21 protein-coding genes and 6 tRNA genes are annotated in these 26,241 nt (G+C 58.9%); 3 read left to right on the top strand and 24 right to left on the bottom strand.

Annotated features, from left to right (window positions below; all coding sequences use genetic code 11):
* Positions 1-72 precede the first annotated feature (72 nt).
* The 12 genes from rihA to miaB form a co-directional block, all read right to left on the bottom strand.
* On the bottom strand, positions 73-1,005 hold the full coding sequence (gene rihA, locus ACJ8MK_RS05405; protein ID WP_060429635.1) for a pyrimidine-specific ribonucleoside hydrolase RihA: 933 nt from the start codon (positions 1,003-1,005) through the stop codon (positions 73-75).
* Positions 1,006-1,104: 99 nt separating this feature from the next.
* Positions 1,105-1,566 carry a hypothetical protein gene (locus tag ACJ8MK_RS05400; RefSeq protein ID WP_038877460.1) on the bottom strand — a complete coding sequence of 154 codons (462 nt, stop codon included), beginning with the start codon at positions 1,564-1,566 and terminating at the stop codon, positions 1,105-1,107.
* Positions 1,567-1,760: 194 nt separating this feature from the next.
* A complete protein-coding gene (locus ACJ8MK_RS05395; RefSeq protein ID WP_033637437.1) occupies positions 1,761-2,486 on the bottom strand; it encodes an amino acid ABC transporter ATP-binding protein in 726 nt (241 codons plus the stop codon).
* A complete protein-coding gene (gene gltK / locus ACJ8MK_RS05390; RefSeq protein WP_033637438.1) occupies positions 2,486-3,160 on the bottom strand; it encodes a glutamate/aspartate ABC transporter permease GltK in 675 nt (224 codons plus the stop codon). Before gltK ends, ACJ8MK_RS05395 begins: the two co-directional genes overlap by 1 nt.
* The gene (locus ACJ8MK_RS05385) at positions 3,160-3,900 is read right to left on the bottom strand and encodes an amino acid ABC transporter permease (RefSeq protein WP_033647195.1); all 741 of its coding nucleotides are present in this window, start codon (positions 3,898-3,900) and stop codon (positions 3,160-3,162) included. Before ACJ8MK_RS05385 ends, gltK begins: the two co-directional genes overlap by 1 nt.
* 213 nt (positions 3,901-4,113) lie before the next feature.
* Positions 4,114-5,010, bottom strand: coding sequence for an amino acid ABC transporter substrate-binding protein (locus ACJ8MK_RS05380; protein ID WP_033637439.1), 897 nt, complete (start codon positions 5,008-5,010; stop codon positions 4,114-4,116).
* Positions 5,011-5,403: 393 nt separating this feature from the next.
* Positions 5,404-6,933: an apolipoprotein N-acyltransferase gene (lnt, locus tag ACJ8MK_RS05375; RefSeq protein WP_033647194.1), complete on the bottom strand. Its 1,530-nt coding sequence runs from the start codon at positions 6,931-6,933 to the stop codon at positions 5,404-5,406.
* 7 nt (positions 6,934-6,940) lie between these two features.
* Positions 6,941-7,819, bottom strand: a complete 879-nt coding sequence (gene corC / locus ACJ8MK_RS05370) for a CNNM family magnesium/cobalt transport protein CorC (protein WP_004939973.1) — start codon at positions 7,817-7,819, stop codon at positions 6,941-6,943.
* Positions 7,820-7,903: 84 nt separating this feature from the next.
* Entirely contained in the window at positions 7,904-8,377 is a 474-nt protein-coding gene (gene ybeY / locus ACJ8MK_RS05365; protein ID WP_033637441.1) for an rRNA maturation RNase YbeY, read from the bottom strand.
* The gene (locus ACJ8MK_RS05360) at positions 8,374-9,429 is read right to left on the bottom strand and encodes a PhoH family protein (protein ID WP_033637443.1); all 1,056 of its coding nucleotides are present in this window, start codon (positions 9,427-9,429) and stop codon (positions 8,374-8,376) included. The genes ybeY and ACJ8MK_RS05360 overlap by 4 nt, the downstream gene beginning before the upstream one ends.
* A 234-nt stretch (positions 9,430-9,663) precedes the next feature.
* The gene (locus ACJ8MK_RS05355) at positions 9,664-9,999 is read right to left on the bottom strand and encodes a zinc ribbon domain-containing protein YjdM (RefSeq protein WP_004939967.1); all 336 of its coding nucleotides are present in this window, start codon (positions 9,997-9,999) and stop codon (positions 9,664-9,666) included.
* A 118-nt stretch (positions 10,000-10,117) separates the two neighbouring features.
* A complete protein-coding gene (miaB, locus tag ACJ8MK_RS05350) occupies positions 10,118-11,542 on the bottom strand; it encodes a tRNA (N6-isopentenyl adenosine(37)-C2)-methylthiotransferase MiaB (protein WP_049195581.1) in 1,425 nt (474 codons plus the stop codon).
* Positions 11,543-11,739: 197 nt separating this feature from the next.
* Here miaB and ubiF point away from each other — a divergent pair, with 197 nt between their 5' ends.
* Positions 11,740-12,921 (top strand): 3-demethoxyubiquinol 3-hydroxylase, encoded by a 1,182-nt coding sequence (ubiF, locus tag ACJ8MK_RS05345; RefSeq protein ID WP_442517573.1) that lies wholly within the window; start codon positions 11,740-11,742, stop codon positions 12,919-12,921.
* 87 nt (positions 12,922-13,008) lie between these two features.
* Here the strand turns inward: ubiF and ACJ8MK_RS05340 are convergent.
* From ACJ8MK_RS05340 to nagB, 12 genes are all read right to left on the bottom strand, one after another.
* Positions 13,009-13,083: transfer RNA gene (locus ACJ8MK_RS05340), tRNA-Gln, on the bottom strand.
* 4 nt (positions 13,084-13,087) lie between these two features.
* Positions 13,088-13,164, bottom strand: a tRNA-Met gene (locus tag ACJ8MK_RS05335).
* A gap of 41 nt (positions 13,165-13,205) precedes the next feature.
* A tRNA-Gln gene (locus tag ACJ8MK_RS05330) sits at positions 13,206-13,280 on the bottom strand.
* Between the two features lie 44 nt (positions 13,281-13,324).
* Positions 13,325-13,399: transfer RNA gene (locus tag ACJ8MK_RS05325), tRNA-Gln, on the bottom strand.
* A gap of 30 nt (positions 13,400-13,429) precedes the next feature.
* Positions 13,430-13,514: transfer RNA gene (locus ACJ8MK_RS05320), tRNA-Leu, on the bottom strand.
* 16 nt (positions 13,515-13,530) lie between these two features.
* A tRNA-Met gene (locus ACJ8MK_RS05315) sits at positions 13,531-13,607 on the bottom strand.
* Positions 13,608-13,826: 219 nt separating this feature from the next.
* Positions 13,827-15,491 (bottom strand): asparagine synthase B, encoded by a 1,665-nt coding sequence (asnB, locus tag ACJ8MK_RS05310; protein ID WP_033637446.1) that lies wholly within the window; start codon positions 15,489-15,491, stop codon positions 13,827-13,829.
* 284 nt (positions 15,492-15,775) lie between these two features.
* Positions 15,776-17,224, bottom strand: coding sequence for a carbohydrate-binding protein (locus ACJ8MK_RS05305; RefSeq protein WP_033655299.1), 1,449 nt, complete (start codon positions 17,222-17,224; stop codon positions 15,776-15,778).
* Between the two features lie 188 nt (positions 17,225-17,412).
* Positions 17,413-18,165: an HAD-IIA family hydrolase gene (locus ACJ8MK_RS05300; RefSeq protein ID WP_004939957.1), complete on the bottom strand. Its 753-nt coding sequence runs from the start codon at positions 18,163-18,165 to the stop codon at positions 17,413-17,415.
* Between the two features lie 67 nt (positions 18,166-18,232).
* Positions 18,233-19,453, bottom strand: a complete 1,221-nt coding sequence (nagC, locus tag ACJ8MK_RS05295; protein ID WP_033637448.1) for a DNA-binding transcriptional regulator NagC — start codon at positions 19,451-19,453, stop codon at positions 18,233-18,235.
* Positions 19,454-19,480: 27 nt separating this feature from the next.
* Positions 19,481-20,620 (bottom strand): N-acetylglucosamine-6-phosphate deacetylase, encoded by a 1,140-nt coding sequence (nagA, locus tag ACJ8MK_RS05290; RefSeq protein ID WP_049213567.1) that lies wholly within the window; start codon positions 20,618-20,620, stop codon positions 19,481-19,483.
* Between the two features lie 18 nt (positions 20,621-20,638).
* The gene (nagB, locus tag ACJ8MK_RS05285) at positions 20,639-21,439 is read right to left on the bottom strand and encodes a glucosamine-6-phosphate deaminase (protein WP_004939952.1); all 801 of its coding nucleotides are present in this window, start codon (positions 21,437-21,439) and stop codon (positions 20,639-20,641) included.
* A 334-nt stretch (positions 21,440-21,773) separates the two neighbouring features.
* Here nagB and nagE point away from each other — a divergent pair, with 334 nt between their 5' ends.
* Together nagE and glnS are read left to right on the top strand one after the other, a co-directional pair.
* Complete coding sequence (gene nagE, locus ACJ8MK_RS05280) at positions 21,774-23,810, top strand: N-acetylglucosamine-specific PTS transporter subunit IIBC (protein WP_033647186.1); 2,037 nt, start codon at positions 21,774-21,776, stop codon at positions 23,808-23,810.
* 240 nt (positions 23,811-24,050) lie between these two features.
* Positions 24,051-25,715, top strand: coding sequence for a glutamine--tRNA ligase (gene glnS / locus ACJ8MK_RS05275; protein WP_033655303.1), 1,665 nt, complete (start codon positions 24,051-24,053; stop codon positions 25,713-25,715).
* The last annotated feature ends 526 nt before the right edge of the window (positions 25,716-26,241 follow it).

The raw sequence follows: 26,241 nt of genomic DNA, 5'->3' as shown, positions 1-26,241 counted from the left end.
AGTGATAGCGCAAAAATTCGCTGAGTTAAATCAAAAAAATTGAACTAGGGGCGCGAATGCGCCCCGATGGGATCAATAACGCGCTACGCGCTCGGCCAGCAGATCGATAAAGCCTTCGCGGTTGATGCCGGTCAGCACTTCCACGTTGGCCGCGTTGCCGGTTTGCTGGAAATAGTCCACCACCGTCATGCCGGCGGTGTATTCCCCCTTGGTTTCCACCCCCACCCAGCGCTCTACGCCGGTAAACAGCTGCGGCGCCAGCAGCCAGGCGATGGTGCAGGGATCGTGCATCGCCGCGCCGGGCAGGCCGCGCGGGTGGCTGAGATACAGCGGCAGGTAAAAATCGAGCATCTCCGCGACCGCCTGCGCGACCGGATTGGCTATCTGACGAATGCGTTCGATATCCTGCGGCAACACCAGCGCCTGATGGGTGACGTTCAGGCCGGCCATGGTCAGCGGCACGCCGGATTTCAGCACCATTTCGGCGGCTTCGGGATCGACGAAGATGTTGAACTCCGCGACCGGCGTGGTATTGCCGGCGTTCATGCCGCCGCCCATAAATACGATGCGTTCGATGCGGCTTTTCAGTTCGGCATGCTGGGCCAACAGCAGGGCGATATTGGTCATCGGGCCGGTCACCACCAGGGTTATCGGCTGCGGGCTGGCGCGCAGCAGGTCGGCGATCAGTTCGACGGCGCCGCGGGGATCGGGTTTGAGGGTCGGCGTCGGCAGGTGGGTGTTGCCCATGCCGGTTTTGCCGTGGACATAGTCGGCGATCACCAGCTCGCGCATCAGCGGGCCGCCGGCGCCGGCGGCGACCGGTATGTCCTCGCGCCCCATCAGGGTCAACAGGCCCAGCGCGTTACGCAGGGTTTTCTCCGGCGTCTGGTTGCCGGCGGAGGTGGTGATGGCTTTGACGTCCAGCTCCGGCGAACGCAGCGCCATGGCCAGCGCGATGGCGTCGTCGAGGCCGGGATCGCAATCGATGATAATAGGGCGGGGCATGTTCTTTCTCCTCTGTTTGTTATCCAGCGAGCATCGGATCAAAACCGGGGAGAAACAAGCGCTTTTAGTGCCGGGCGTTAGCACGACGGGATAAGGCGTTCAGACACCGCAGAGTTCATGAGCGCTGCGTTTCCATTCTTCCACCTCGGTTGGGTGCAAGAAGGAGTAATAGACGGTAGTGCCGTCGGGCAAGATATTTTGCAGTGCCTGCATGCAGTTGGCCTCGCAGGGGCGCAGCTCGATATACACGTTGGTGATCGGCACCTGCTCCTTATCGGCGTCAAAGCGTTCGATGCGCCTTATCGCCGCAACCAGCGCGGCCATTTCGGCATGAAGCTTGACCCAGTTATGGGTGTAGATATCCGGCGGCATCTCCATTTTCATCTGGCTATTGCCAAAGGCATAGCGAGTGCTGCCGCGCAGCTGGTATTCGATGGTGGCGCAGCAGGACTCCGGCCCGAAACCCGGTTTTTCAATCAGTTTCTTCTTGTCTTCCAACGTGCGTCGAACAATCGGATAACCGGATTTGATGTTGTACTCCGCTTGTACCAGTTGAATCATGCCAGCCTCTCTGATGGGTGAGTTAATCATCAAAGGTAGGACAGCCTGCAGGATCGCGCGTTGTTTACGGTCATCGCGACGAGGGGTTTAAGATAAATCCTAACTTTGTTGAGGCGGCAATGAGGGGCATTCAGGCGCATGGGCGCCGAAAAACTAGCGCCCCTTGGGGCGCTTGGGTTTAGGGGACTGCGCGATCAGTGCAGGATCTTGGCCAGGAAGTCCTTGGCGCGATCGGATTCAGGGTTGTTGAAGAAATCGTCTTTGTTGCGGTCTTCGACGATTTTGCCTTCGTCCATAAAGATCACGCGATTCGCCACCTTGCGGGCGAAGCCCATTTCGTGGGTCACCACCATCATGGTCATGCCTTCGTTCGCCAGTTCGACCATCACGTCCAGCACTTCGTTGATCATTTCCGGATCGAGCGCCGAGGTCGGCTCATCGAACAGCATGGCGATCGGATCCATGCACAGCGCGCGGGCGATGGCGACGCGCTGCTGCTGGCCGCCGGACAACTGACCGGGGAATTTGTTGGCATGGGCGGTGAGGCCGACGCGCTCCAGCAGCTTCAGGCCTTTCTCGCGCGAGGCGGTCTTATCGCGTTTGAGCACTTTTACCTGCGCCAGCGTCAGGTTGTCGATGATGGACAGGTGCGGGAACAGTTCAAAGTGTTGGAACACCATGCCGACCTTGGCGCGCAGCTGCGCCAGGTTGGTTTTCTTGTCGTTGACCGGCGTGCCGTTCACCAGGATGCTTCCCTGCTGGATCGGCTCCAGGCCGTTGACGGTTTTGATCAGGGTGGACTTGCCGGAACCTGAAGGACCGCAGACGACGACCACTTCGCCTTTTTTCACTTCGGTGGTGCAATCGGTCAACACTTGAAAGTGACCGTACCACTTGGAAACATTTTTCAGGGATATCATCAAACAGTCCTTTTCTTCAAATAGCTTACCAGCGCCGAGGCGGCGAGGCTGATAACAAAATAGACAAAGCCGGCGAACAGGATCATTTCAACCTGGGTGCCGTCGCGTTCGCCGATGGTCGACGCGGTGCGGAAGAAGTCGGCCAGGCTCAGTACGTAAACCAGCGAGGTATCCTGGAACAGCACGATGCCCTGGGTCAGCAGCAGCGGCACCATGGCGCGGAACGCCTGCGGCAGGATCACCAGCCGCATGGATTGCCAGTGGGTCATGCCCAGCGCCAGCGCGGCGGAAGATTGGCCGCGCGAGATGCTGATAATGCCGGCGCGGATGATTTCCGAATAATAAGCCGCTTCAAACAGGGAAAAGGCTACCATAGCCGAGATCAGGCGAATATCGGTTTTCGGCGACAGCCCTAGAACCTGTTGTAATAAGCTTGGAACCACCAGATAGAACCACAGCAGCACCATCACCAGCGGCACCGAACGGAACAGGTTGACGTACAGGGTGGCGAACCAGCTGATCGGTTTGAACGGCGACAGGCGCATCACCGCCAGCACGGTGCCCCACAGGATGCCGACCACGACGGCGGTCACGGTGATCTTCAGCGTGATCACCATGCCCTGCAGCAGATAAGGGAAGCTTGGGACGATCGACGCCCAGTCAAATTCGTACATTATTTACTCCCCAGGTTGCCAGGCAACTGCACTTTCTTTTCGACCAGACGCATAAACAGCATGATAACGGCGTTGATGCCGATATAAGCCAGCGTGATGGCGGTAAAGGATTCATAGGCGTGTGCGGAGTAATCCAACAGCTTGCCGGCCTGCGCGGCCATGTCCACCAGCCCGATGGTGGAGGCGATGGCGGAGTTTTTGACCAGGTTGAGCATCTCCGAGGTCATCGGCGGCACGATCACCCGGTAGGCGTTCGGCAACAGCACGTAGCGGTAGGTTTGCGGCAGCGTCAGGCCCATCGCCAGCCCGGCGGCTTTCTGGCCGCGCGGCAGGGATTGAATGGCGGCGCGCACCTGCTCGCAAACGCGGGCGGCGGTAAACAGCCCCAGACAAAGCATGGAAGAGACGAAGAACTGCACGTTGGGATCCAGCTCGGTCTTGAACCAGGTGCCGATATTGACCGGCAGCAGCTCGGGGATCACCAGATACCAGGTAAAGAATTGCACGATCAGCGGCACGTTGCGGAACAGCTCGACGTAACAGGTGCCGAGAGTGGAAAGAAAGCGGTTGGGCACGGTACGCAAGATACCGAACAGCGAACCGACGAAGAAAGCGATAATCCATGCACAGACGGAGAGGGCCACCGTGACCTGAAAGCCGGACCAGATCCAGCCGAGGTAAGTGGTGTTCCCAAACGGGGCCTGCTGCAGGAAGATACCCCAGTTCCAATCTATTGACATAACAAACTCCGATAAACGGGCGCAGGGCGCCGAAGATTGATGACTTGATGAGCGCCGATCGCCGCGCGGCCAGTCTGGCTGGCTTGTTGTGTACGGATGTCGGTGGCGCGCCTTGGGGAAAATGAGGGAGGGGAACGGCCCCCCTCATTCCTGTCTGTCCCAGTCATCAACTGGGCCGGTTTGGCCTGGCGGCCGCCCCGGCTTTTGTTCTATTTAGTTCAACGCTTTGTCGTTAGGCTCTTTGAACAGTTGCTTCATGTCGTCCGACAGTTCGAAGTTCATGTTGAGCTGTTTTGGTGGGATGGGCTGTTTGAACCATTTGTCAAACCACTTGGCCGCTTCACCGGAAGTTTGCGCCTGGGCGATGGTGTCATCGACCAGTTTTTTGAACTCAGGGTCGTCTTTACGCAGCATGCAGCCGTAGGCCTCTTTCGACTGCGGCGTGCCGATGATTTCCCACTGATCCGGTTTCTTGGCCTTGGCGCGCTCGCCCGCCAGCAGGGCGTCATCCATCATGAAGGCTACGGCGCGGCCGCTTTCCAGAGTGCGGAAGGAATCGCCGTGATCTTTGGCGCTGATGATGCGCATGTTCATCTTGCCGCTGTCGTTCAGCTTGTTCAGCAGCACTTCGGAGGTGGTGCCGGAGGTGACCACCACCGGTTTGCCTGCCAGGTCTTTAAAGTCTTTGATGTCGGAGCCTTTTTTCACCAGCAAGCGGGTGCCGACCACGAAAATGGTGTCGGAGAAGGCGGCCTGTTTCTGGCGCTCGAGGTTATTGGTGGTGGAGCCGCACTCGAAATCATAGGTGCCGTTTTGCAGCAGCGGGATGCGGTTCTGCGAGGTAATCGGCAGCATTTTCACCTGCAGATTCGGTGCATTCAGCTTTTTCTTAACGGCTTCAACGATTTGGTTGGAGTAGTCCTGAGAGTAGCCCACAACTTTTTGTTGGTTGTCGTAGTAGGAGAACGGCACTGACGATTCGCGGTGGCCGACAACGATCACGCCATTGTCTTTGATTTTCTTCAGCGTACCGGTCAGGTCTTCCGCATGCGCCACGCTACCTGCCATACCGAGCAGCAGTAACGATAACGCCAATTTACGCATTTGCATGGTCCAACTCCTTTGCTGTTGTGGTGGCTCTGACTAAAGAGCGTCAGGTTAAACCGACTATTTATTGCTCAAGTTATAAAGATAGTCTTAGAACGGATAGCCGTTAAAAAATAACCGATTGTGAATATCTTGAAACTAAAATGTTTCATTTTTTGAGACGCCGCGCGCACCAAATCAATGCAACAAAACGCTGACGCACTCGTGCGGTGCGCTCGACGCACCCAAAATGTGCGCAGGTGCGACAAAACGTCAGCAAAAGTAAACCGGCGCGCGAGGTCGCCATAGATAAAAGCAAGGAGTGTGCCAGCCGCGTTGATTTAACGGTATTTTCTGACTTAGGTGGGGATATTGACGGGAAAGTGGGGCGCGGCGGGCGCGCCCCGACGGAGAGGATTATTTGCGGCGCAGGCCCAACATCAGCGCCCAGCCGCCCAGCAGCAGGGTAATCACCCACAGCGGCGTGGCGCCGAAGCGCGCATAAGGCGTGACGCCGGTGGTCGGCGTGACCTTCACTTCGAGCACCTGACGGGTGAACTGCGGGATCTCGGCGATCACCTCGCCGTTCGCGTCCACCGCGGCGGTGACGCCGTTATTGGTGCTGCGCAGCAGCGGCCGGCCGAGCTCCAGCGCCCGCATGCGCGCCATCTGGAAGTGTTGCCACGGGCCGATGGAGTGGCCGAACCAGGCATCGTTGGAGATGGTCAGCAGGAAGTTGGTGTCCGGGCGGAAGTTATCGCGCACCTGCTGGCCCAGCACGATTTCGTAGCAGATGGCCGCCGTCAGGTTGTACCCGCGCACGCTGAGCTGCGGCTGCACATAGTCGCCGCGGCTGAAGGAAGACATCGGCAGATCGAAGAACGGCGCCAGCGGCCGCAGCAGCGTCTCCAGCGGCACGAATTCGCCGAACGGCACCAGGTGGTGCTTGTTGTAGCGATTTTTGTCCGGGTAGCTGTACGGCGTCGGCTCGCCGAGCACGATGGCGCTGTTGTAGATCTGCTGGCCCTGTGGCGTGGCGCGCACGTCGACGATGCCGGTGATCAGGCTGCTGTTCTTCGCCCGCATCAGGTCGTCCATCATGGTCAGGAAGCCGTTCTGGTTGGCTTCATAATCCGGGATGGCGGACTCCGGCCAGATGACGATCGGCGCCTTGCCCACGTACGGACGGGTTTCGTCCAGATAGGTTTGCAGCGTGCTGACCAGCGCTTTCGGATCCCATTTCATCGACTGGGCGATGTTGCCTTGCACCATGGCGACGTTCACCGCTTTCTCCGGCTGCGGGGTAAACCACTGCAGCTGGCGCAGCGGCCACGGCAACAGCAGCAGCGCGGCGGCGATGACCGCAGCCGACAGGCGGCGCTGATTGACGGCGTACACCAGCAGGCCGGCGATGGCCATCAGCACAAAGGTGATGGCGTCGACGCCCAGCAGCGGCGCGATGCCCTTCAGCGGGCCGTTGATCTGGCTGTAGCCGAACTGCAGCCAGGGGAAGCCGGTCAGCACCCAGCCGCGCAGGAATTCGGTCACCTGCCACAGCGCCGGCGCGGCGATGGCCAGCCGCCACCAGCGGGTGGCCGGGCACAGGCGCGTCAACAGCCCGGCGAACAGCCCGGTATACAGCGACAGGTAAGCGGCGAGCAGCACCACCAGGAAGACGTTGACGGCGAAAGGCATGCCGCCGAAATCGGCGATGCTGACATACACCCAGTTGATGCCGCTGCCGAACAGCCCGAAGCCCCAGACAAAGCCGAGCAGGGCGGACTGTTTGGCGGTGCGATTGAGGGTAACGGCCAGCAGGCCGAACAGGGAGACGATGGCCGCGGGCCAGAAGTCGTAGGGTGAGAACGCCAGCGTCCCGCCGGCACCTGACAACAGCGCCAGCAGGGCGCGAACCCGCTGGCGTTCAAGTAATGAGGCTTTAGCCATGTTGGATTTAATCTTCCAGTTTCGGTGGTGGAGAATCGTCCGGAATTTTTACATGAACCTGGATAATACGTCGACTGTCGGCCATGGCAACTTTAAATAGGTAACCTTCGATTTCAATGGTTTCCCCGCGCGCCGGCAGGTGGCCGAAGGCCTGCATCACCAGACCGCCGATGGTATCGACCTCGTCGTCGCTGAAATGGGTGCCGAAGGCTTCGTTGAAGTCTTCGATCGGGGCCAGCGCGCGCACGGTGTACATGTGGCGGCTGAGCTGGCGGATATCCAGATCGTCTTCGTCGTCGTATTCGTCTTCGATCTCGCCGACGATCAGTTCCAGAATGTCTTCGATGGTGACCAGGCCGGACACGCCGCCGAATTCGTCAATGACAATCGCCATGTGATAGCGCTGGGAGCGGAACTCTTTCAGCATCCGGTCGACGCGCTTGCTTTCCGGCACCACCACCGCGGTGCGCAGCACCTTGTCGATGCTGAACGGCTCGGAGTCTGCGCGCATGAACGGCAGCAGATCCTTGGCCATCAGAATGCCTTCGATGTGATCTTTGTCTTCGCTGATCACCGGGAAGCGCGAGTGGGCGGAGTCGATAATCACGTCCAGGCACTCTTCCAGCGTCTGGTTGCGCTTGAGCGTCACCATCTGGGAGCGGGGGATCATGATGTCGCGCACGCGCTGCTCGGCGATATCCATCACGCCTTCCAGCATGTCGCGGGTATCGGGATCGATCAGGTCGTTTTGTTCGGAATCACGGATCAGCTCGACCAGATCGCCACGGTTTTTGGGCTCGCCGTGGAACAGCTGGTTAAGGATAAGAGTAAAGAACCCCTTCTTGGGACTGGGGCTGTCATTGCTTTGTGAATGGTCGTCGCTCATGGCGTTTTCGTTACTGTCACTCATGTCAGAGTTAAGGGGCGTCAGCGACAGCCCCGCAGGGGGCTGTAGGGTAAACGGCTGACGTCAGACGGGGTCTTTTTCCGCCAGGTACGGATCAGGATAGCCCAGTCCGTGCATGATTTCGGTTTCCAAAGACTCCATTTCTTCGGCTTCATCGTCTTCGATGTGGTCATACCCTAGCAGATGAAGACTGCCGTGGACAACCATATGCGCCCAGTGGGCCTCCAGCGCCTTGCCTTGCTCAATCGCTTCCTGTTCAACCACCTGGCGGCAGATGATCAGATCGCCGAGCAGCGGCAGCTCGATGCCCGGCGGGGCCTCGAACGGGAAAGAGAGCACGTTGGTCGGCTTGTCTTTGCCGCGGTAGGTCAGGTTCAGCTCGTGGCTTTCCGCTTCGTCAACCAGACGCACGGTCACCTCGGCCTCTTCCTGAAATTGCGGCAGCACGCCTTCCAGCCAGCGCTGGAAGGTGGCCTCATCCGGCAGGCCGTCGCCGCTTTCACAGGCAATCTGCAGATCCAAAATCACCTGGCTCATGGTGTCTCCTGCTCGGAGGCGGCGAGCGCCTCGCGCTTACGTTGTTCGGCAATCGCGTCTTTGCGTTTCTGTTCGGCCGCTTCCCAGGCCTCATAGGCGATGACCACGCGGGCCACCACCGGGTGGCGCACCACGTCTTCGCTGTGGAAGAAGTTGAAGCTCAGTTCTTCCACGTCCGACAGCACTTCCACCGCGTGGCGCAGGCCGGATTTCTGGTTGCGCGGCAGGTCGATCTGGGTGACGTCGCCGGTGATGACCGCCTTCGAGTTGAAGCCGATGCGCGTCAGGAACATCTTCATCTGTTCGATGGTGGTGTTCTGGCTCTCATCCAGAATGATAAAGGCGTCGTTCAGCGTGCGGCCGCGCATATAGGCCAGCGGCGCGACTTCGATCACGTTGCGCTCGATGAGCTTCTCCACGCGCTCGAAGCCCAGCATTTCGAACAGGGCGTCGTACAGCGGGCGCAGATAGGGATCGACCTTCTGGCTCAGATCGCCCGGCAGGAAGCCCAGCTTTTCGCCGGCTTCGACCGCGGGGCGGGTCAACAGAATGCGGCGAATTTCCTGGCGCTCCAGCGCATCTACCGCGGCGGCGACCGCCAGGTAGGTCTTGCCGGTGCCCGCCGGGCCGATGCCGAAGGTAATGTCGTGATCGAGAATGTTGGCGATGTACTGCGCCTGGTTGGGCGTGCGCGGTTTCACCATGCCGCGCTTGGTTTTGATGGTGACCGCCTTGCCGTAATCCGGCACGCTGTCGGCTACCTGTTCCAGCACCCGGCTCTCTTTGATGGCCAGATGGATTTGCTCCGGATCGATATCCGGGATCACGCCGCGAATCGGCGCGGTATCCACGTACAGATGGCGCAGGATATCGGCGGCGGCGGCCACGCACAGGTTTTTGCCGACCAGCTTGAAACGGTTGTCGCGGCGATTGATTTCGATGCCCAATCGGCGCTCGAGTTGTTTGATGTTGTCATCAAACGGGCCGCACAGGCTGAGCAAACGCTTGTTGTCTGCGGGCTCTAACAAAATTTCTTGTGTTGCGACGTTCAAACTATTCCTCTAGGTCACATCGGGCCTGGTTGATGTCACATAGCGCGTCCGGGACGCGCGCGTTCAGGGCGAGCCTGAATACTCTCTTTCTTGAATTATTCATGGTGCGCCGCAACGGCGCAAGTTTACCGCTGATCTATCTGTGCGCCGTCGGCGAAATTCAAGGGAAGAGAAGGAAAAAACGCGGCGGGGCGCAAAGCCCGCCGCGTCATCACAGAACAAGGCCGCTGGGAATCAGTTCTTTTTCACGAACTCGGATTTCAGCTTCATCGGGCCGAAGCCATCGATTTTGCAGTCGATGTTGTGATCGCCTTCGACCAGGCGAATGTTTTTCACCTTGGTGCCGATCTTGAGCATCGAGGAGCTGCCTTTGACCTTCAGGTCTTTGATCACGGTGACCGCGTCGCCGTCCGCCAGCAGGTTGCCGTTGGCGTCTTTGACGATCAGCGCGTCCTGATCTTCCGCCGGGGCGCTGTCGCTCCACTCGTGGGCGCACTCAGGGCAGATGAACAGGGCATTGTCCTGGTAGGTGTATTCGGAGTTGCACTTCGGGCAGTGTGGGAGTTGCATGTTATGTCGCCTCTTCAACAATAAAAAAATAAAAAAGCAAATCACCGGGCGCGGACGCCCGGCGGAGAAACGGTAAGGAGTAGCGCGAATGGGCGGCGATAAGACGGCCGCCGCGGCGTCAGGGCTGGTAAATGCCGACGCCCAGCGCGTTTTCTTTGCGGGTACGGGCGATCACCGACTGCGGGGATTCATGTACGCGCAGATCCATCTGCTGTTCGGTGCGCACCACTGCGCCACGCAGGGTGTTGGTCAGCACCTCGGTAATTTCCACGTCGACGAACTGGCCGATCATGTCGGGCGTGCCCTCGAAGTTTACCACACGGTTGCACTCCGTGCGCCCGGCCAGCTCCATCACGCTTTTGCGCGAGGTGCCTTCCACCAGAATGCGCTGGACGGTGCCGAGCATGCGGCGGCTGAACTGCAGCGCCTGCTGGTTGATGCGGTCCTGCAGAATATACAGCCGCTGTTTTTTCTCTTCTTCGCTGACGTCGTCGACCATGTCCGCCGCCGGGGTGCCCGGGCGCGACGAATAGATGAAGCTGAAGCTGACGTCGAAATTGACGTCGGCGATCAGGTTCATGGTCTGTTCGAAATCGGCCTGGCTTTCGCCCGGGAAACCGACGATGAAATCGGAGCTGAGCTGGATGGCCGGCCGCGCCTTGCGCAGCTTGCGGATAATCGCCTTGTACTCCAGCGCGGTGTGCGCGCGTTTCATCATGGTCAGGATGCGATCCGAACCGCTCTGCACCGGCAGATGCAGGAAGCTGACCAGCTCCGGCGTGTCTTCGTACACCGCGATGATATCATCGGTGAACTCGATCGGGTGGCTGGTGGTGAAGCGAATGCGATCGATGCCGTCGATGGCCGCCACCAGGCGCAGCAGTTCGGCGAACGAGCAGATATCGCCGTCATGCGTGGCGCCGCGGTAAGCGTTGACGTTTTGGCCGAGCAGGTTGACCTCACGTACGCCCTGCGCCGCCAGTTGGGCGATTTCGAACAGCACGTCGTCGCTCGGGCGGCTCACTTCCTCGCCGCGGGTGTAAGGCACCACGCAGAAGGTGCAGTATTTGTTGCAGCCTTCCATGATCGACACGAATGCGGTCGGGCCTTCGGCGCGCGGTTCCGGCAGACGGTCGAACTTTTCGATCTCCGGGAAGCTGATGTCGACCACCGGGCTGCGGGTGCCCTGAACGTGATTGATCATTTCCGGCAGGCGGTGCAGGGTCTGCGGGCCGAATACCACGTCAACGCAGGGCGCGCGGCTGCGGATCAGTTCACCTTCTTGCGAGGCCACGCAACCACCGACGCCGATGATCACCGACGGGTTCTTTTCTTTCAGCAAGCGCCAGCGCCCCAGCATGGCGAAAACTTTCTCCTGCGCCTTTTCACGGATCGAGCAGGTGTTCAGCAGCAGCACGTCCGCCTCTTCGGCGTTTTCGGTCCACTCGAAGCCGTGCGTGCTGTTCAACAGGTCGGCCATTTTCGATGAATCGTACTCATTCATCTGGCAGCCCCAGGTTTTGATATGTAGTTTTTTCGTCATTGACTTGCCATTACTCAGTGCGGAGCGAAAGTTGCGTTACGCGACATGCAGGGCGCGTATTGTAATCATTTGCCGCCGTTGTGACCAGCGCGGGGGGAAATGGCACGCAACCTGAAGCCGGAGCGAAAATCCGGTACACTGCGCAAAACGCCATACCGGGTGGGATGGCGAGCATTCACACAGAAAACATAGCCAATATGAAGACATCTCAAAATCGGTATGACGCAGTGGTGGTCGGCGGCGGCATGGTCGGCGCGGCGGCGGCCCTGGGGCTGGCGCAGGCGGGCTGGTCGGTGGCGTTGCTGGAACATCAGGCGCCGCAGGCGTTCGAGGCGCAAAGCCCGCCGGATCTGCGCATTTCCGCTATCGGCTGCACCTCGGTGGGGCTGCTGAAACAGCTCGGCGCCTGGCAGGCCGTGACGGCGATGCGCACGGCGCCGTATCGCCGGCTGGAGACCTGGGAGTGGGCGTCGTCGCGCGTGGCGTTCGACGCGGTGTCCCTTGGGCTGCCGGAGCTGGGCTTTATGGTGGAAAACCGCATTCTGCAGCTGGCGCTGTGGCAGCAGTTCGCGCAGTGCGCCAATTTGACGCTGCTGTGCCCCGCCAGGCTGCAATCGCTGCAGCGGGCGGACAATGCCTGGCAGTTGACGCTGGACGGCGGTGAGACGCTGCAGACGCGTTTGGTTGTCGGCGCCGACGGCGCCAACTCGCAGGTGCGCAAGCTGGCGGCGATCGGCACCAACGGCTGGCAGTATCGTCAGGCGTGCATGTTGATCACCGTCGATACCGGCGCGCCGCAGCAGGATGTGACCTGGCAGCGCTTCTTCCCATCCGGGCCGCGTGCCTTCCTGCCGCTGTACGACAGCTGGGGGTCGCTGGTGTGGTATGACAGCCCGCAGCGCATTCGCCAGCTGCAGGCGATGCCGCCGGCGCAACTGGAGCGCGAGATCGCCGCCGCTTTCCCGGCGCGACTGGGCCCGGTTAAGGTGCACGCCGCCGGTTCGTTCCCGCTGACGCGGCGTCATGCGCAGCGCTACGTGTTGCCGGGGCTGGCGCTGTTGGGCGATGCGGCGCATACCATCAACCCGCTTGCCGGGCAGGGCGTCAATCTGGGGTATCGCGACGTGGATGCCTTGCTGAACGTATTAAGCGATGCGCGGGAGCAGGGAGAGGACTGGAGCAGCGAGGCGGTACTGCTGCGCTATCAGCGCCGCCGCCGTACCGACAATCTGCTGATGCAGAGCGGCATGGATCTGTTCTATACCGCTTTCAGCAATAACCTGGCGCCGCTGAACGTGGCGCGCAATCTGGCGCTGATGGCCGCGCAGCGGGCGGGCAAGCTGAAAGAGCATGCGTTGAAGTACGCGTTGGGATTGTAACCGACAGGGCTCGGCTGCGGCTGGGCTCGTTAGGATTGGCCGAGCGCCGAAAAGCAAAAAGCCCGCCGAAGCGGGCTTTTCTAAATATGGCTGGGGTGCCAGGATTCGAACCTGGGTATGCTGGTATCAGAAACCAGAGCCTTACCGCTTGGCGACACCCCAATTATGGTGGCTACGACGGGATTTGAACCTGTGACCCCATCATTATGAGTGATGTGCTCTAACCAGCTGAGCTACGTAGCCGATGGTACTTTTTACTTCTTTGATTTGCAAGCAGTTTGTTATGGCTGGGGTACCTGGATTCGAACCAGGGAATGCCGGTATCAAAAACCGGTGCCTTACCGCTTGGCGATACCCCACCTACAAACAAATCTTATGTTGAAACCCCATTCCCGAAAGAATATGGCTGGGGTACCTGGATTCGAACCAGGGAATGCCGGTATCAAAAACCGGTGCCTTACCGCTTGGCGATACCCCATCAACATACTGCGCCGACGATGAAGAGAAATGGTGCGGGAGGCGAGACTTGAACTCGCACACCTTGCGGCGCCAGAACCTAAATCTGGTGCGTCTACCAATTTCGCCACTCCCGCAAATGCAAAAAAGAGATGGTGGCTACGACGGGATTCGAACCTGTGACCCCATCATTATGAGTGATGTGCTCTAACCAGCTGAGCTACGTAGCCCTCTTTTTTTGCTTTGCCTTCATCGGCGTTGCGGGGCGCATTATGCGTATATGACCGATTTGCGTCAACAAGTTTTTTCCCGAAAAAGTGCCCGGAAGCGCCGTTTGTCTGGGTTGTGAACATTATGGCGATAAAATCGGCAATTCAGGCAGTTGGCGGGGGGAAAAGGCAACAAAAAGGCGGGCCAAAAGGCCCGCCCCGAGGGAAAGCGCCGCGCGATTATTTATAGGCGGCCTGGTGCACGCCGACGGCGCGGCCGGAAGGATCGTCCATCTTCTTGAACGATTCGTCCCATTCGATGGCCTTGGCGGACGAGCAGGCGACGGACGGGCCGCCCGGCACGCATTCGGCGGCGCTCGGCAGCGGGAACAGCTCCTCGAAGATTTCGCGGTACAGGTAGCCTTCTTTCGAAGTCGGCGTGTTGTACGGGAAGCGGAAACGCGCGGTTTCGAGCTGTTGATCGCTGATTTGCTGCGCAGCGACCTCTTTTAGCGTGTCGATCCAGCTGTAGCCGACGCCGTCGGAGAACTGCTCTTTCTGGCGCCAGGCCACGCTGGCCGGCAAATAGGACTCGAAACATTCGCGGACGATGTGTTTTTCCATTTTGCCGTTGCCGCACATTTTATCTTTCGGGTTGATGCGCATCGCCACGTCGAGGAATTTCTTGTCCAGAAACGGCACGCGGGCTTCGACGCCCCAGGCGGACATCGCCTTGTTGGCGCGCGCGCAGTCGAACATATGCAGCGCCAGCAGCTTGCGCACGGTCTCTTCGTGGAATTCGCGGGCGTCCGGCGCCTTATGGAAGTAGAGGTAGCCGCCGAACACTTCGTCCGCGCCTTCGCCGGAGAGCACCATCTTGATGCCCATCGCCTTGATTTTGCGCGACATCAGGTACATCGGCGTCGAGGCGCGGATGGTGGTGACGTCGTAGGTTTCGATGTGGTAAATCACGTCGCGGATGGCGTCCAGGCCTTCCTGCACGGTGAAGTGGATTTCATGGTGCACGGTGCCCAGATGGTTGGCCACCTCCTGCGCGGCGCGCAGATCCGGCGAGCCTTCCAGGCCGACGGCGAAGGAGTGCAGCTGTGGCCACCAGGCCTCGCTGCGTTCCTGATCTTCCACGCGGCGCGCGGCGTACTTCTTGGTGATCGCCGAGATGACCGAGGAATCCAGCCCGCCCGACAGCAGCACGCCGTAAGGCACGTCGGACATCAGGTGGCTTTTCACCGACTCTTCCAGCGCGGTGCGCAGGGCGGTGGCGTCGGTCACGTTGTCTTTGACGCTGTCGTAATCGAACCAGTCGCGGCGATAGTATTCGCGGATCTCGCCGTCCTGGCTCCACAGGTAACTGCCGGCCGGGAATTCCTTGATGGTGCGGCACACCGGCACCAGCGCTTTCATTTCCGAGGCGACGTACAGGTTGCCGTGCTCGTCGTGGCCCATGTACAGCGGGATGATGCCCAGATGATCGCGGCCGATCAGGTAGGCGTCTTTTTCGGTGTCGTACAGGGCGAAGGCGAACATGCCTTGCAGATCGTCGAGGAAGTCCGGGCCTTTCTCCTGATACAGCGCCAGGATCACTTCACAGTCGGAACCGGTCTGGAACGCGTAGCGGTCGCTCAGCTGTTGGCGCAGCGCCTGGTGGTTGTAAATTTCGCCGTTGACCGCCAAAACGTGGGTGTGCGCAGCGTTGTACAGCGGTTGAGCGCCGTTGTTGACGTCGACGATCGACAGGCGTTCGTGGGCCAAAATGGCTTTGTCGCTGGCGTAAACGCCGGACCAATCCGGGCCGCGATGGCGCATCAGGCGCGACAGCTCCAGCGCTTTCTTACGCAGTTCAACGGGATCGGACTTCAGATCGAGCACACCGAAAATAGAACACATACAACTCTCCTAACGGGCTTTTATGACTGTGATGTTGTTTTTTACTGTTATGGGCAGCATTGCCGATTCATCAGCGATAACGCGGTTTTGCTGCGCTGTGGTTATGAAAATGCGCCTAAAGCTGCATGAGATGCAAGCGTTTTAGCCATACGCTGAGAAATAGTTGTTTGCCTGGGCGCGGTTTTTGACGGATTTTCAGTTATCGGCGGGGAAAATTAGCGATTATGCAATTTTTAGCGTAATGACGGGATTGCCGGCCGGTTTGACCGGCAATCGATTAGCGATTAGGCGATGAGCTGCCACAGGGTGAAGGCGGCGTCCGGCGTCCAGGCGGCGTTGGAGGTGTGCGCCTGAATACAGGTGTATTTCTTGCCTTTATAACTCACCACGTCGCCGGCTTGGTAGCTGTGGTTGTTCTGCCACTCGGGCGCGCTCGGATCGGGCGGCGTGCCGTCGTTGGCGGTTTTGACCGCCAGCGCGCTGCTCGGCAGCGAGGTATTGCCCTGGCTGTCGGTTGCGGTAACGAAGTAGCTGTACTGAGTGGCCGGAGCCAGGCCGTTGTCGGCCAACGACAGGCCGGCAGTCTGGCCGATCGGGTTGCCGTTGCGGTAAACGGTGTAACTGGCGATCGGTAAGGCGCCGGTGGCGGCGGCCCAGCTCAGCTTCAGCGAGGTGGCGCCCAACTCGGAGACCGTCAGCGCCGTCGGCGCATTAGGCTTTCCCGGCGGCGGGGTGACTCCGCCCTGAATCAGCGGCGCGTAGCGGGTTTTGAACTCCCAGCTGTAGGCCACGCCGGCTTTGCTCTTGCCGTTGTCCCAGTTGATTGACCAGGTCATCAGGCCCTTGATCGACAGGTTTTTGGCGTCGAGACGCGAGAAGGCGTTATACACCGCCTGTTTGTCGATCACGTAGCCGGTGGCGGCGGCATCGTTGTTGCTCGGTAGGCCGATAACGAATTTACTGGCTGGAATTCGGATAAATCCGCGGGTGCCGGTGACCAGACTTTCCGTCAGGTAATAGAGGAAGTCTTCTTTCATGGCGTCGTTGTTTTGGGCAATCCAGGCACCGGCACCGTTATTGGCCTCGGGAACCCAGATGCCGTCGCCACCCTGGTTATAATATTGCGGCGCGATAAAGTCATAATAGCCATCTAACGCATTAATATAATCGCCATAGCTGCCGTTAGCCTGCAGATAAGGGAATTCCGGCGCCATGCTGATAATAAAGTTTTTCCCCTGCGCGGCGTAATGGTCTTTTACTTTTTTCAGCGCCGCAGGCAAGACGGTTTTATTATTGGCGGCGCCGATCGCCGCCTGTTCCAGATCGATATCCAGGCCGTCGAAGCCGTAGACTTCCACCAGGCGAATAATCTCGTCTTTCAGCCGGTCTTCGTCGCCGGTTTTCAGTTCGATGTGCGCGTCTGCGCCGCCGAGGGAGATCAGCACCGCGCGGCCCTGGCTGTTCAGCACGCCCACCTGGCGGCGGAACTCGGCGTCGGACAGGTTGTAAGGCTTGAAGGTCGGGATTCCCTGGCCTTTCATAAAGGCGACGGCCACCACGTTATATTCGGCGGGAATGTCGGTCAGGTTCATATTGGCGAACTGGCCTTGTTGATAACCGTCACTGGCGCCGGCGGCCCAGTTGTGCCAGAAACCCATCAGGATTTTTTTATTGGCGATAGTCGGCATAATGGCTGCGTCATCGGCGGCATTAATAATGTTATTTGTGCTCATGGTAGCCTCATTAATTAGGGTAAGGGATTTTCGCCTGCCGGCAATATCAGCTATTGGCGGGGCGTAAGGTTATAATGAGGATTTTTAGCGCGGGCAGGCTGAAACCTTTTGCGGCCATGAACGAATTAAATTCAAACTGCGGTCAGGAAGAGGGAAATAATGGCGGCCGGGCAGCCGCCATAAATGCATCAGAAAATAGTGATATCGGCAACGGAAGGGTAGACGTAGCTCGGGCGGAACGGCATGGTTTCGATGTCGCTCAGCGTGGAGACGCCTGACAGCACCAGCACGGTTTCCAGGCCGGCCTGGAAGCCCGCCAGAATGTCGGTGCGCAGGTTGTCGCCGACGATCACCGTCTCTTCCGAGTGCGCCTGCATTTTGTTCAATGCGGCGCGAATGATCCACGGGCTGGGCTTGCCGACGTAAAACGGCTTGCGGCCGGTGATCTTCTCGATGGGGGCGCACAGCGCGCCGCAGGCCGGCGAGAAGCCGTGGCCGTGGCTATCCGGGTTGGTGGCGATAAAGCGCGCGCCGTTACTGACGAAGTAGGCGGCCTTGTGCATCATGTCCCAGTTGTAAGAGCGGGTTTCCCCGACGATCACGAAATCCGGGTTGATGTCGGTGATGGTGAAACCGGCTTTGTACAGCTCATGGATCAGCGCGCCTTCGCCGACCACGTAGGCTTTTTTTCCTTCCTGGCGGCGCAGGAAATCGGCGGTGGCCATCGCCGAGGTATAGAACGCGCTCTCCGGCACTTCCAACCCGGCGGCGGCGAAGCGGTTCGCCAGATCCTGCGCGGTCTGTGACGGGTAGTTGGTCAGCACCACCAGCGGCATGCCTTGTTCCTGGATGCGCGCCAGGAACAGATCGGCGCCGGGCACCGGCGTATTGTCATGCAGCAGCACGCCGTCGATATCGCATATAACGTTTTTGATTTTCATTTGTCGCTGTTTCTCATGATTACGGCAGGCAAGGGGTGACGATAACACACCTGCCAGAAGCGGCGGATCAGCTTTCCAGCAATCGCTGCAAGAGCACGCCGTTGAGCATCGCGCGTTTGGCCAGGGCGAAAGCGCCGATCGCCGAGCGATGATTGAGTTCGGAGGTCACCACCGGCAGATTCTTGCGGAAGTCCTTCAGCACCTGGGTATTGATGCAGCTCTGGATCGCCGGCAGCAGCACTTTGTCCGCTTCGGTGATCTCACCGGCGATCACCACCTTCTGCGGATTGAACAGGTTGATGGCGATGGCCACCGCCTTGCCCAGATAGCGGCCGACGTGTTCGATCACTTCGCTGGCCAGCAGATCGCCGCGGTTGGCGGCCTTGCAGATGGCGTTGATGCCGCAGTCTTCCAGCGTCAGTTTGCTCGGGTAGCCCTGGCTCAGCAGCTGGCGCACGCGCTGTTCGATCGCCGCGTTGGCGGCCACCGTTTCCAGGCAGCCGAAGTTGCCGCAGTGGCAGCGTTCGCCGAGCGGATCGATCTGGATATGGCCGATCTCGCCGACGTTGCCGTTGTTGCCGAGAAAAATCTGCCCGTTGACGATGATGCCGGCGCCGGTGCCGCGGTGCAGGCGCACCAGAATCGAGTCTTCGCAGTCGCGGGTGGCACCGAAGTAGTGCTCCGCCAGCGCCAGGCTGCGGATGTCGTGGCCGACGAAGCTGGTGACGTTGAAACGTTGCTGCAGGTTGTCCACCAGCGCCCAGTTGCTGACGCTGATGTGCGGCATGTAGCGCACCACGCCCAGCGCCGGATCCACCAGGCCGGGCAGGATCACCGCGATGGCGATCAGCTCGCGCAGGCGGCGCTGATTCGCTTCGATGAATTGGGCGATGGCGGCGAACAGCGCATTCTCCAGCGTTTCCTGGGTGCGTTCCGGCAGCGGATAGTGTTCTTCGCCGAGCGATTTGCCGCTCATGTCATACAGGGTGATGGTGGCGTCGTGGCGGCCGAGACGCACCGCGACGGTATGGAAATGACGGGTTTCCGACACGATGGAGATCGCGCGGCGGCCGCCGGTGGAGGCTTGCTGATCGACTTCTTTGATCAGCCCGCGCTCCAGCAGCTGGCGAGTAATTTTGGTGACGCTGGCGGGGGCAAGCTGGCTGAGTTCGGCAATTTGAATGCGCGAGATCGGGCCCTGCTGGTCGATCAGGCGGTAAACTGCCGCGCCGTTAAGTTGTTTGACTAAGTCAACGTTCCCTATTTGTGCTTGTCCGCCGGTGCTCATCAATAATGTTACTCGCTGTTCATTGAATTAAACCTCGTTACCGTTAACGAGCGTTTTGGTGATTTTAAAATCACGGGTGAAGGCGGTCAGGTTAGCCACCTTGCCGGCTTCGATGGTGCCCAGACGGTGCTCGACGCCGATGGCGCGCGCCGGGTACAGCGTCGCCATGCGCAGCGCTTCGTCCAGCGCGATGCCGATATGTTCGACGCTGTTTTGCACCGCTTCGATCATGGTCAGCGCGGAACCGCTCAGGGTGCCGTTCTCATCCACGCACAGCCCATCCCGATAGTATATTGTTTTACCGGCGAAAATAAATTGGTCAATATCTGCACCTGCCGGTGCGGTCGCGTCGGTGACCAATACCAATTTATCACCTTTCAGGCGTTTGGCGTTACGGATACTCGCCCAGGCTACGTGATGGCCGTCGGCGATGATGCCGGTATAGACCTCCGGCGTGTCGAAGATCGCCCCCATCAGCCCCGGTTCGCGGCCGGTGATATACGGCATGGCGTTGTACAGGTGGGTGGCGAAGCTGATGCCGGCGGCGAAGCCGGTGCGAGCCTGATCGTAGGTGGCGTTCGAGTGGCCGGCGGAGACCACGATGCCGGCCTCGGTCAGCTGCTTGATAACGTGCGGCTCAACCATCTCCGGCGCCAGCGTCACCTTGGTGATCACGTCGGCGTTGGCGCACAGGTAATCGATCATGTCCTGCGTTGGCTTGCGAATGAACGCCGGGTTATGGGTGCCTTTTTTCACCGGGCTGAGGTACGGCCCTTCCAGGTGCAGGCCCAGCGCCTGGTTTTGGTGCTTTGTCAGATAGGCGCGCATCACCTCGACGCTGTGCTTCATGAATTCGTCGCTGCTGGTGATCAGCGTCGGCAGATAGCTGGTGCAGCCGGATTTCTCGTTGGCGCGCTGCATGATCTCCAGCGTTTCTTCCGAAATCGCTTCCAGCGAATCGTTGAACTGTACGCCGCCGCAGCCGTTCAGCTGCACGTCGATAAGCCCGGGGGCCAGGATGGCGCCACCCAGGTCGCGCGTTTCGATGCCGGCGGGCAATTCAGCCGCCGGGCAGACTCTCTCGATCAGCCCATCAGCGATAATGACTGCATGGTCATCAAGTACGTCGTGGCCGGTATAGATTCGGCCGTGGGTTAAAGCGAACATCGTAGCCCCCTGCAAAGATTAAAGACTTTTCACGCTTTCCGCTTCTAACTCGCGGAAATATTTGACGGTTTTGACTTTCAGTTCCATGGTGGCCGGCTCGTCGCACACCACCACCGCTTTGGCGTGCAGCTGCAGGCAGCTGATGGTCCACATGTGGTTGATGTTGCCTTCCACCGCGGCTTCCAGCGCCTGCGCTTTGGCGTGGCCGGTCACCAGGATCATCACTTCTTCGGCATCCAGCAGCGTACCCACGCCGACGGTCAGCGCATATTTCGGCACCAGGCTGACGTCGCCGCCGAAGAAGCGCGAGTTGGCGATGCGGGTGTCTTCGGTCAGCGTTTTGATGCGGGTGCGCGAAGCCAGGGACGAAGCCGGTTCGTTGAACGCGATATGGCCGTCGATGCCCACGCCGCCCATGAACAGGTTAATTTTGCCGTAAGACTTGATCTTCTCTTCGTACTGGCGGCACTCGGCGTCGACATCCGCGGCGTTGCCGTTCAGCAGGTTGATATTTTCACGAGGGATATCAACGTGATCAAAGAAGTTGCGGTACATGAAGGTGTGGTAGCTTTCCGGGTGTTCCTGCGGCAGGCCAACGTACTCGTCCATGTTGAAAGTCACAACATGCTTAAAGCTTACTTCACCTGCTTTATGCATCGCAATCAGATGTTTGTAGGCTTCCAGCGGCGTGCCGCCGGTAGGCAGGCCGAGGACAAACGGGCGCTCTGCGGTTGGCTTGAATGCGTTGATGCGTTGAACGATATGACGCGCGGCCCATTTGCCGACTTGTGCGGTATCTTTCAGTGGGATAAGTCTCATCTAACACCTCTTGGGATAAGTAAACTAAAGCTATACTGTACGGGCCTGCGGGAGTCCTAAGCGTAACCCAGCTTTATGATTCTCGCGTGAATCGTCCGTCCGGTTGATTTTTTGAATGATAAAATAAGTTTTGTGTGATGGCCAGCAATCCGGGAGGGAAAGACTACTTTTTGGTGATATTTATCACAAAAAGGGAGGTTTTAATTTGCGATACAAAATAAATTTTTTACACTCGGCATGAGTGATACGTGCCATGCGTTGTTTCTAAAAAGGTAGTGAGAGCTCCAAATAAACTACTAATAGGGTCCGTCCGCGGACAACATAGGGGGAAAAGGTGAACATTCTTAGTTATTTGCAAAAGGTGGGACGGGCGCTGATGGTGCCGGTCGCCACGCTGCCCGCCGCCGCCATCTTGATGGGCGTCGGGTACTGGATTGACCCTGTTGGTTGGGGCGGCGACAACGCGCTCGCCGCTTTCTTCATTAAATCCGGCTCCGCTATCATCGACAACATGTCGGTGTTGTTCGCTATCGGCGTGGCCTACGGCATGTCCAAAGACAAGGACGGCGCCGCCGCGTTGACCGGCTTCGTCGGCTTCCTGGTGCTGACCACCCTCTGTTCACCGGCCGCCGTGTCGATGATTCAGAAGATCCCGCTCGATCAGGTGCCTGCCGCGTTCGGCAAGATCCAGAACCAGTTCGTCGGTATTCTGGTGGGTATCATCTCCGCCGAAGTGTACAACCGCTTCAGCGGCGTTGAGCTGCCTAAGGCGCTGTCGTTCTTCAGCGGCCGCCGCCTGGTGCCGATCCTCATTTCCTTCCTGATGATCCTGGTCGCTTTCATTCTGATGTACATCTGGCCGGTGATCTTCAACGGTCTGGTGAACTTCGGTGAACACATTCAGAAAATGGGTTCGGTCGGCGCCGGCATTTACGCCTTCTTCAACCGTTTGCTGATCCCGGTCGGCCTGCACCACGCGCTGAACTCGGTATTCTGGTTCGACGTGGCCGGCATCAACGATATTCCTAACTTCCTCGGCGGCCAGCAGTCAATCGAAGCCGGTAAAGCGGTTGTTGGCATCACCGGCCGTTATCAGGCGGGCTTCTTCCCGATCATGATGTTCGGTCTGCCGGGGGCAGCGCTGGCCATCTATCACTGCGCGCGTCCTGAAAATAAAGCCAAAGTGGCGGGCATCATGCTGGCGGCCGCGTTCGCCGCCTTCTTTACCGGCATCACCGAACCGCTGGAGTTCTCCTTCATGTTCGTGGCACCGGTGCTGTACGTGATCCACGCCGTGCTGACCGGTATCTCGGTGTTCATCGCCGCCAGCATGCACTGGATCGCCGGTTTCGGCTTCAGCGCCGGGCTGGTGGATATGGTGCTGTCGTCCCGCAACCCGCTGGCGACCCACTGGTACATGCTGATCCCGCAAGGCCTGGTGTTCTTCGTCATCTACTACGTGGTGTTCCGCTTCACCATCAAGAAATTCAACCTGATGACCCCGGGCCGCGAACTGGCGGTTGCCGGTGACGAAACCGACGGTTATGACGTCAACGTCGACAGCAACGCCGGTAAAGACGAAAACGAAACCACCACGCTGGCCCGTCGCTACGTCGGCGCGATCGGCGGTTCCGACAACCTGACCGGCATCGATGCCTGCATCACCCGCCTGCGTCTGAACGTGAAAGACTCCGCGCTGGTGAACGACGCCTTGGCGAAACGCCTCGGCGCATCCGGCGTTATCCGCCTGAACAAGCAGAGCGTGCAAGTGATCGTCGGCACCCGTGCTGAACTTATCGCCAGCGCAATGCGCAACGTGATTGCAGCCGGCCCGGTAGCGGCTGCGGCGGCCCCGGCGGCGGCCCCTGCCGCGGAAGCCAAACCGCAGGCGGTGCCGAACGCGCCGAAAGCCGCGTTTGAAACGCTGGTAGCGCCGGTGACCGGTGAAGTCGTGGCGCTCGATCAGGTGCCGGACGAAGCTTTCGCCAGCAAGGCGGTAGGCGACGGCCTGGCGATTCGCCCGACCGACAACATCGTCGTGGCGCCGGCGGACGGCACCGTGGTGAAAATCTTCAATACCAACCACGCGTTCTGCCTGGAAACCGACAAGGGTGCCGAGATCGTGGTGCACATGGGGATCGACACCGTCGCGCTGGAAGGCCAGGGCTTCAAACGCCTGGTGGAAGAGGGCGCGGAAGTGAAAGCCGGTCAACCGATTCTGGAACTGGATCTGGATTATCTGAACGCCAACGCGCGTTCGATGATAAGCCCGGTGGTGGTCAGCAACGCTGACGACTACGCCGGCCTGGCGGCGCTGGCCAGCGGCTCGGTGGTCGCCGGTCAGACCAAGCTGTACGAGATCCAAAAGTAAGGCCGTTTTTACCTGAGTAGTACCGGGGGCCGGCCACGCATCATGGCGGAGTTTGCCCCGATTTGGCGGGAAGAGAGCGATCTCTTCCCGCTTTTTTTATCCCGTTTCGCCCCACGGCGGTGCGCTGCGCGCCGAGGGGGCAACGCGCCGCATTTTTCGTGCAACAAACGGTTGTTTCCAGACGTGGCTTGTTGGATCATAGGCGGTTATGTGTAGCGCTTTGCATTGAGGAACAGTGAAATGAGTGAGGCTGAAGCCCGCCCAACCAATTTTATCCGTCAGATCGTCGATGAAGATCTGGCGTCGGGGAAACACACGTCGGTACATACCCGCTTCCCGCCGGAGCCTAACGGCTATCTGCATATCGGCCACGCCAAGTCCATCTGCCTGAACTTCGGCATCGCCAAGGACTATCAGGGCCAGTGCAACCTGCGTTTCGATGACACCAACCCGGTGAAAGAAGACATCGAGTTCGTGGAGTCAATCAAGCACGACGTGGAGTGGCTGGGCTTTGAGTGGAGCGGCAACGTTCGTTACTCCTCAGACTATTTCGATCAGCTGCACCAGTATGCGGTCGAGCTGATCACCAAGGGGCTGGCCTACGTCGATGAGCTGTCGCCGGAGCAGATCCGTGAATATCGCGGCACCCTGACCGCGCCGGGCAAAGACAGCCCGTACCGCGATCGCAGCGTGGAAGAGAACCTGGCGCTGTTCGAGAAGATGCGCAACGGCGAGTTCGCCGAAGGCGCCGCCTGCCTGCGCGCCAAGATCGATATGGCTTCGCCGTTTATCGTGATGCGCGATCCGGTGCTGTACCGCATCAAGTTCGCCGAACACCACCAGACCGGCAATAAATGGTGCATCTACCCGATGTACGATTTCACCCACTGCATTTCCGATGCGCTGGAAGGGATCACCCATTCGCTGTGTACCCTGGAATTCCAGGATAACCGCCGTCTGTATGACTGGGTGTTGGATAACATCACCATTCCTTGCCACCCGCGTCAGTACGAGTTTTCGCGCCTCAACCTCGAATACGCCATCATGTCGAAGCGCAAGCTGAACCAGTTGGTGACCGAGAAGATCGTCGAAGGCTGGGACGACCCGCGGATGCCAACCGTCTCCGGTCTGCGCCGCCGCGGTTATACCGCCGCCTCGATTCGCGAGTTCTGCCTGCGCATCGGCGTGACCAAGCAAGACAACAACGTCGAGATGGTGGCGCTGGAATCCTGCATCCGCGACGATCTGAACGAGAACGCCCCGCGCGCCATGGCGGTGCTGGATCCGGTGAAAATCGTCATCGAGAACATGGGCGATGCGGTGGAAATGGTCACCATGCCTAACCATCCGAACAAGCCGGAAATGGGCAGCCGCGATGTGCCGTTCAGCCGCGAGATCTATATCGATCGCGCCGACTTCCGCGAAGAAGCCAACAAGCAGTACAAGCGCTTGGTGCTGGGCAAAGAAGTGCGTCTGCGCAATGCGTACGTGATCAAGGCCGAGCGCGTCGAGAAGGACGAAGCGGGCGAGATCGTCACCATCTTCTGCAGCTACGATGCGGAAACGTTGAGCAAAGATCCTGCCGACGGCCGCAAGGTGAAGGGCGTGATCCATTGGGTGTCCGCGGCGCACGCGCTGCCGGCGGAAATTCGCCTGTACGATCGCCTGTTCAGCGTGCCTAACCCGGGCGCGGCGGAAGATTTCCTCTCCACCATCAACCCGGAATCGCTGGTGATCAAGCACGGCTTCGTCGAGCCGAGCCTGGCGGCCGCACAGCCGGAGAAAGCCTATCAGTTCGAGCGTGAAGGTTACTTCTGCGCCGACAGTCGCTATTCGTCGGCCGAGCATCTGGTGTTTAACCGCACCGTCGGCCTGCGCGACACCTGGGCGAAAATCGAGGGCTAATCTTATTCGCCTCGAAAATTAATGAATCAGCGCGGCTTAGGCCGCGCTTTTTTTTGCCTGTAATTTCACCTGCGATCTATTCCTCTCTGATTTTAACCGGAGCGCGTTTAATTAATCACGGCGCATTAACCCATAAGCTTTCTGATATTGGCCTTGTTAGTCTTAATATTTGCTTATATATTCGTGATGCGAATTAATTTCATTTAGAGAGCGCTTTCAATTTTTATCGCCTGACTGACGGATTTAGTCAGGCTGAAACCATTAATCGTCTCTGGTTGACCTTGTATCTCAATTTATTCTGATTTAATTGAATTTTTTATTCGACACCTTCCATGATGACCGGCGTAACAAAATCTCACTGATATGTGCTCCTTGTCATACTTTGACAAATCTCCCGCATTTTTCATTTGATAATTCGCGTCGCGAAAAATAGTCTGTCTGTAGCAATTAGTGCTGTGGGAATAACATCTCGTCGGCAATATTTTTTACCCGTTCGGGTTTTTTATTGGCAGTCGTGCAGGGCAGT

Origin of the sequence: Serratia sp. CY38905, from assembly GCF_052168875.1 — a bacterium.
GTDB lineage: Bacteria > Pseudomonadota > Gammaproteobacteria > Enterobacterales > Enterobacteriaceae > Serratia > Serratia sarumanii.
This window is presented reverse-complemented; position numbering and strand designations above follow the sequence as displayed.